Origin of the sequence: uncultured Agrococcus sp. (genome assembly GCF_945915485.1) — a bacterium.
GTDB lineage: Bacteria > Actinomycetota > Actinomycetes > Actinomycetales > Microbacteriaceae > Agrococcus.
In genome coordinates, this window is the sequence record NZ_CAMEFJ010000122.1 from 1 (window position 1) to 5,803 (window position 5,803).

Sequence of the window (5,803 nt, forward strand, 5' to 3'; positions counted from 1 at the left end):
TCGGTGCGAGTGAAGAGGATCGTCGGCTGTCACACTCCTCACCGTGGCACGGCGCATTGCTTCGCGTCCAATACCCAATAACCCCAGATTGATACTCGAGGAGCGATAATGTCGGTGTGGAACTGCGCCAACTCGAAATCTTCCTCGCCGTCGCCGACGAATTGCACTTCGGCCGCGCAGCCGAAACGCTGCACATGGCACAGCCACCCGTCAGCCGAGCGGTGCAGCAGCTGGAACGCAGCCTCGGGCATCCGCTCTTCGAACGGTCAACCAGGCGTGTGACGCTCACGAGCGCTGGGGAAGCGCTCGTCGCACCCGCTCGTGCAATCCTCGAAACGGCGGATGCTGCCGGCAAGCGCGTCGAGAGCGCAGCGTTGGGCCGCAGCGGCACGGTACGGCTCGCCTTTCCAGGCGTCTCCACGAGTCACCGCGTCGGGCAACTCGCGAGAGCGGTCCGGCGCGAGGCCCCCGACATCGACCTCGTGCTGGCAGGGCAGCACTTCGCCTCCGGAGCCATCTCGGCGCTCACGGAGGGCAGGGCCGATCTCGCGTTCGTGCGCTGGGACAGCATCCCGGCGGGCATTCGCACGACGAGGGTCTTCCGCGACCGTCTCGTCGTCGCAGTGCCGGCCCGGCATCCGCTCGCGAAACTCGACACGGTCACGATGCAGCGCCTCCGCGACGAACACTGGGTGACCCTGCCGGGGAGCGTCGAGTCGGTTCTCGTGGCGCGCCTCTTCTCACTCGCACGCGCTGCGGGGTTCGAACCCGCCGTGGTGCAGGAGGCGCCGGACACCGCGACCGCCGTCGCCCTGGTCACCGCCGAACTCGGGATTTCGCTGACGCTGCAGTCCGTCGCCAACACGATGGCATCGCAGCACGTGCGCTACGTGCCGCTCGCCGACGAAGCACCCAGTGTCGACCTGCTCATGGCATGGCACACGCCGGAACGGAACCCTGCGCTCAGCACTGTGCTGGAGATCGCCGCGAAGACGTTCTCGGGTACGGAGAACGACGAGCTGACAGCAGCACAGTAGCGCCGCCCGCTCACTCGCAGGTACCTCTCACCACGACCGAGGTTCATCCTTCAGGATGACGCCGACCATACGCTTGGCGGATGTGAGGCGACCCTCCCGCTTCGTAGCGTCGTAGTAGACGCAAACCCAGCGGGAGGAAATCGTGGCCGACAACATCAACCAGATGCTCGAACTGATCAACATCGGCGTTGCCGTCGCGGCGCTGTTCGCCGGCGCATGGCTGGTCCTCCTGCTCGCCGCCATCACAGTACGCGCGGTAGTGCGTCGGCTCGGGCTCGCGGAAGACGACGACCGCGGCACCGGGAGCGCACTCACGCGCCGCTCGCGGATCCGCGCTTCGTCGCAGCAGAGGAACAACGTCGTAAGCGAGGTCGCATCATGATCACCGTTCTCCTGAAGGACTCCGACCAGACCGTCACGGGCTCCGCCGGGATGGTCTCGCGCATGATCCCCCAGCCGGACACCGTCATCGGCGAAGTGACAGAGGGCGACAGGATGCGCGCAAGGGAATCCGGCGGACATCCGTGGACCGTGCGCTCATCCGCGCTGCCCGCGGCCGCCTGAACCGCACGCGAGTGTCACGATCTCATCACGTTTGCGAGATTGTGGTCGAGAAAGCCACTGCTACGATCAAGAATTGAATATCTGACCGATCGTTCGGTCAGATGGAAGATTGATCCCGTGCACTGGCACGAACTCGAAGGAGAGTTCCATGGTTCGACCCCGTCGACGCATAATGCCCATCGCGCTCGCTGCTGCGGCCGCGATCACCCTGTCCGCCTGCGGCGGCGGCAACTTCGGTGACGACAACGGCACCGACGACAACGGCGGCTCCGAAGAGGGCCCCATCATCATCGGCGCGGTGCTCGACATCACGGGCGTCGGCGCCAACCTCGGCGTACCCGAGCAGAATACCCTCAACATGCTCGCGGCCCAGCTGAACGAAGCGGGCGGAATCAACGGTCGCGAGGTCGAGCTCGTCATCAAGGACAACCAGTCCAACGAGGACGGAGCCGCACGCGCTACGACCGAGCTCATCGAGCAGGAGGGGGCGCACATCATCATCGGCGCATCCCGCACCGGCCCTAGCCTGGCGATGCGCCCCATCGTCGAATCCGCTGAGATTCCCAACATCTCCGTCGCTGCGAACGCCGCGATCGTCGAAGGCTCCGATTGGGTCTTCAAGACGGCGCAGAACGACGAGGTGGTCATCGAGATGATTCTCGACCACGTGCAGTCAGAGGGCCATGAGACCGTCGCCCTCGCTCGCGATGCGTCGGGCTTCGGAGAAGGCATCGCCGACATGATCACCGAGCTGGGCGAAGAGCGCGGCATCGAGCTCGTCGCAACCGAGGCCTTCGAGCCGAGTGCGACCGACTTCACGGCGCAGATGACGAACATCCGCAACGCCGGCGCAGACGCGAACATCATCTGGGGCATTACGCCATCGGCGGGGCTCGCGCAGGCCTCCTATTCGCAGATCGTCGGTGACGTACCCGTCTACCAGTCGCACGGTGTCGCGAACGAAGCCTTCTTCGAGAGCGCCGGCGACGCCGCCGAGGGTGTCATAGCACCCATGGGTCGCCTGCTCGTCGCTGACCAGCTGAGCGACGACGACCCGCAGGCCGAGGTCATCAACCAGTTCATCGAGGACTACTCCGATCAGTTCGGCGAATCGCCCTCCGCGTTCGCCGGGCACGCCTACGATGCATGGCAGATCGCCGTGCTCGCGCTCGAGGAGGCGGGCACCGACCCGCACGACCTGCGCGATGCGGTCGAGAGCATCTCGGGCTTCGTCGGCATCTCCGGCGTCTTCGAGATGTCGCCGGAGAACCACTCGGGTCTCGACACGAGCGCGTTGATCATCGCTGAGGCCAGGGACGGCCGCTGGAACCTGGCCGACAGCCAGTAACTCACCTTTCACGGAGGCTGTTCGATGCTCGTCGACTTCCTGCAGCTGACGGTGGCGGGGCTCTCACAGGGATCTGTGTACGCCCTGCTCGCCGTCGGCCTCATCGCCACCTACACGGTCCGTCACGTCGTGAACATCGCCCAGGGCGATTACGCGATGCTGGCGGGTCTGGGCGCGGTCTCCATGATCGCTGCCGGTGTTCCGATGCTGCCGGCCATTGTGCTCGCGATCATCACCGTGACGCTCGCGTCGGTGATCATCGAGCGCCTCATCATCGCCCGCGTCAAGAATCTGACGACGCTGGTGTCGATCATCCTGACCCTCGGCGTCTCCACGCTCATGCAGGCCTGCATGCTGCTCGCGTGGGGCGCCGAGGGGCGCAGGCTCCCGTTCTTCCCCGGTATCGATCTGAATCTCGGCGGCGTCTCGATTCGCTCGCAGGAGGTCTGGATGCTCGCCGCGCTCGTGATCGTCGGTGGCGGAACACTTCTCTTCTACGAGAAGACGAAGTACGGGAAGGCGCTTCGCGCGGTCGCGGAGCAACCGGTCGCCGCGCGCATCGTCGGCATCTCACCGGCGGTCGCCTCGATGGTCGCCTTCGGCATTGCGGGGCTCGTCGGCGCGGTCGCAGGAGTGGTCTCCGCGCCGCTGTACCTCGCGACCTGGAGCGCCGGACTGCTGCTCGGGCTCAAGGGCTTCGTCGCGGCAGTGCTGGGAGGGCTGACATCCTTCCGCGCCGCCATCATCGGCGCGCTGCTGCTGGGCGTCCTCGAACAGTACGTCGCGGGATACGTCGCGAGCGGGCTCAAGGACGGCGTCGCCTTCCTCGTCCTGATCCTGGTGCTCGTCATCCGACCGGCCGGCCTCGTGCTGCGCCAGAGTGCAGCGAGGGTGTGACATGACCGCAACCAAGCCACAGCTCCCGGCAGCTCAGAAGCGCACACCGGGTATTCTCCAGAGCAAGTGGGGTCAGTGGGCCGGCATCGGCGCCCTGATCGTCGTGCTCGTCCTCTTCCCGTTCGTGGCCGACTCGACGATGATGAACATCGGCGTCTTCGCCCTCATCTACGCGCTGCCGGCAATTGGCCTCTCGCTGCTCATGGGGCTCGCGGGGCAGGTGAGCCTCGGGCACGCCTCGTTCTTCGCCATCAGCGCCTACGCGCACGCGATCCTGATCACCAGGACGCCGATTCCCGAGACCGTCGCTGCGGTGCTCGCGGTGGGCGTCTCGATGCTGATCGCGCTGCTGGTGGGATGGCCGCTGCTGCGTCTGCGGGGCCACTTCCTCGCGCTCGCTACGCTCGGCCTCGGCTTCATCGTCTTCATCGTCGCGAGAGAGTCGAACTTCACCAACAGGACGCTCGGCATCTCCGGCATCCAGCGCCCGGAGATCTTCGGCATCGAGATCTCGAACAACGGGCTCTTCTTCTACTTCGTCGCACCCTTCGTGGTGCTTGCGCTGATCCTCGCGCTCAATCTGACGAGGTCGCGTGCCGGTCGAGCGCTGTCGGCCGTGAACGATTCCGAACTGGCGGCGGAAAGCCTCGGCGTTGGCACCTACCGGCTGCGGCTGCAGGTGTTCGTCCTGTCCGCTGCGTTCGCCGGGCTCGGCGGCGTCTTCTACGCCTATCACGTGCGCATCGTCACCCCCGAGATCGCGGAGTTCCACCACTCGGTGGAGTTCCTGCTCATGGTCGTGCTCGGCGGCCTCGGTTCCGTCTGGGGCGCCGTTGCGGGTTCGTTCATCGTCGAACTGCTGAAAGACGGGCTGCGCGCCGTCATTCCCTCGATCATCCCCGGCGCGACGGGCGAGGTGCAGCTGATCGGTTACGGCCTCGTACTGATCCTCGTCATCGTTCTGCTGCCCGGAGGCTTCGTCGGAGTCGTGCAGGCGATCACCGGATTCGTGCGACGTCGCTTCGGCGGCTCGAGCCCCGATAGGAAGACCAAGGGTCTCGGCGACGATCCGACGCCGACCCGCGCGTTCAGCGCGGCGATCTCGGAGGAGGAGGCCGAGCGCATCGATGCCGCCGTCGACGAGGCGACGACACGACTGCCCGCGATGTCGACGCCGGTTGCAACTGGCGACACGATTCTGCAACTGCAGGGTCTGACGAAGCGCTACGGCGGTGTCGTCGCAGTGGGCGACGTATCCTTCGACGTTCCCGCGGGCAAGATCACGGGTCTCATAGGGCCCAACGGCGCTGGAAAGACGACGTGCTTCAACATGATCTCCGGCGCGATAGCACCGACCTCGGGAACCGTCACCTTCCTGGGCCGGGAGATCCAGGGCAGGAAGCCGAACGTCGCAGCGACGGCAGGTCTCACTCGTACCTTCCAGAACCTGCAGGTCTTCGGGTCGACCGACGTGCTCGGCAATGTCTACATGGGCCGCTACCGCAACGGGCGCGCGGGCATCATCCGCGGGATGCTGGGCCTCCAGGGTGCAGAGCAGCGCGGGCACCGGGACATCGCCCGCGAGATCCTCGATGCGCTGCACCTCGGTGATGTCGCGACGACCAGGGCCGTCGATCTGCCCTTCGGACGCCAGCGCATGATGGAGGTGTGCCGAGCCCTCGCCCTCGAGCCGGCGCTCCTGCTGCTGGACGAACCCATGGCGGGGCTCTCCGGTGCCGAGCGGGAGGTGCTCGCTGAGCTGTTGCGCAAACTGCGGGATGCGGGGCTGACGGTGCTGCTGGTCGAGCACGACGTCGCCCAGGTCATGGCGCTCGCCGATCAGGTCGCGGTGCTCGATGACGGAGATCTCATCGCACTCGGCACGCCGGAGGACGTGCAGGCGAACCCCAAGGTGATCGCCGCCTACCTGGGAACGGAAGAGGACGAAGCGGAGCAG

6 protein-coding genes are annotated in these 5,803 nt (G+C 66.1%); all 6 read left to right on the top strand.

The genetic code is table 11. From position 1 onward, the window contains the following. The first annotated feature begins 116 nt into the window (after positions 1 to 116). On the top strand, positions 117 to 1,037 hold the full coding sequence (locus tag Q0O95_RS12985) for a LysR substrate-binding domain-containing protein (protein ID WP_293699448.1): 921 nt from the start codon (positions 117 to 119) through the stop codon (positions 1,035 to 1,037). A gap of 142 nt (positions 1,038 to 1,179) precedes the next feature. Further along, a complete protein-coding gene (locus Q0O95_RS12990) occupies positions 1,180 to 1,419 on the top strand; it encodes a hypothetical protein (protein ID WP_293699450.1) in 240 nt (79 codons plus the stop codon). Then, positions 1,416 to 1,601, top strand: coding sequence for a hypothetical protein (locus Q0O95_RS12995; protein ID WP_293699453.1), 186 nt, complete (start codon positions 1,416 to 1,418; stop codon positions 1,599 to 1,601). Before Q0O95_RS12990 ends, Q0O95_RS12995 begins: the two co-directional genes overlap by 4 nt. Positions 1,602 to 1,749: 148 nt before the next feature. Next, positions 1,750 to 2,949, top strand: coding sequence for an ABC transporter substrate-binding protein (locus Q0O95_RS13000; protein WP_293699456.1), 1,200 nt, complete (start codon positions 1,750 to 1,752; stop codon positions 2,947 to 2,949). Between the two features lie 24 nt (positions 2,950 to 2,973). After that, positions 2,974 to 3,846, top strand: a complete 873-nt coding sequence (locus Q0O95_RS13005; RefSeq protein WP_293699459.1) for a branched-chain amino acid ABC transporter permease — start codon at positions 2,974 to 2,976, stop codon at positions 3,844 to 3,846. Position 3,847: 1 nt separating this feature from the next. Continuing rightward, the coding region (locus Q0O95_RS13010) for a branched-chain amino acid ABC transporter ATP-binding protein/permease (RefSeq protein ID WP_293699462.1) at positions 3,848 to 5,803 on the top strand (1,956 nt) is incomplete at its 3' end.

Coding starts and splice junctions, on each gene's coding strand:
- Q0O95_RS12995 (WP_293699453.1), top strand. CDS start 1,416: ATGATCACCGTTCTCCTGAAGGACTCCGACCAGACCGTCACGGGCTCC.
- Q0O95_RS13000 (WP_293699456.1), top strand. CDS start 1,750: ATGGTTCGACCCCGTCGACGCATAATGCCCATCGCGCTCGCTGCTGCG.
- Q0O95_RS13005 (WP_293699459.1), top strand. CDS start 2,974: ATGCTCGTCGACTTCCTGCAGCTGACGGTGGCGGGGCTCTCACAGGGA.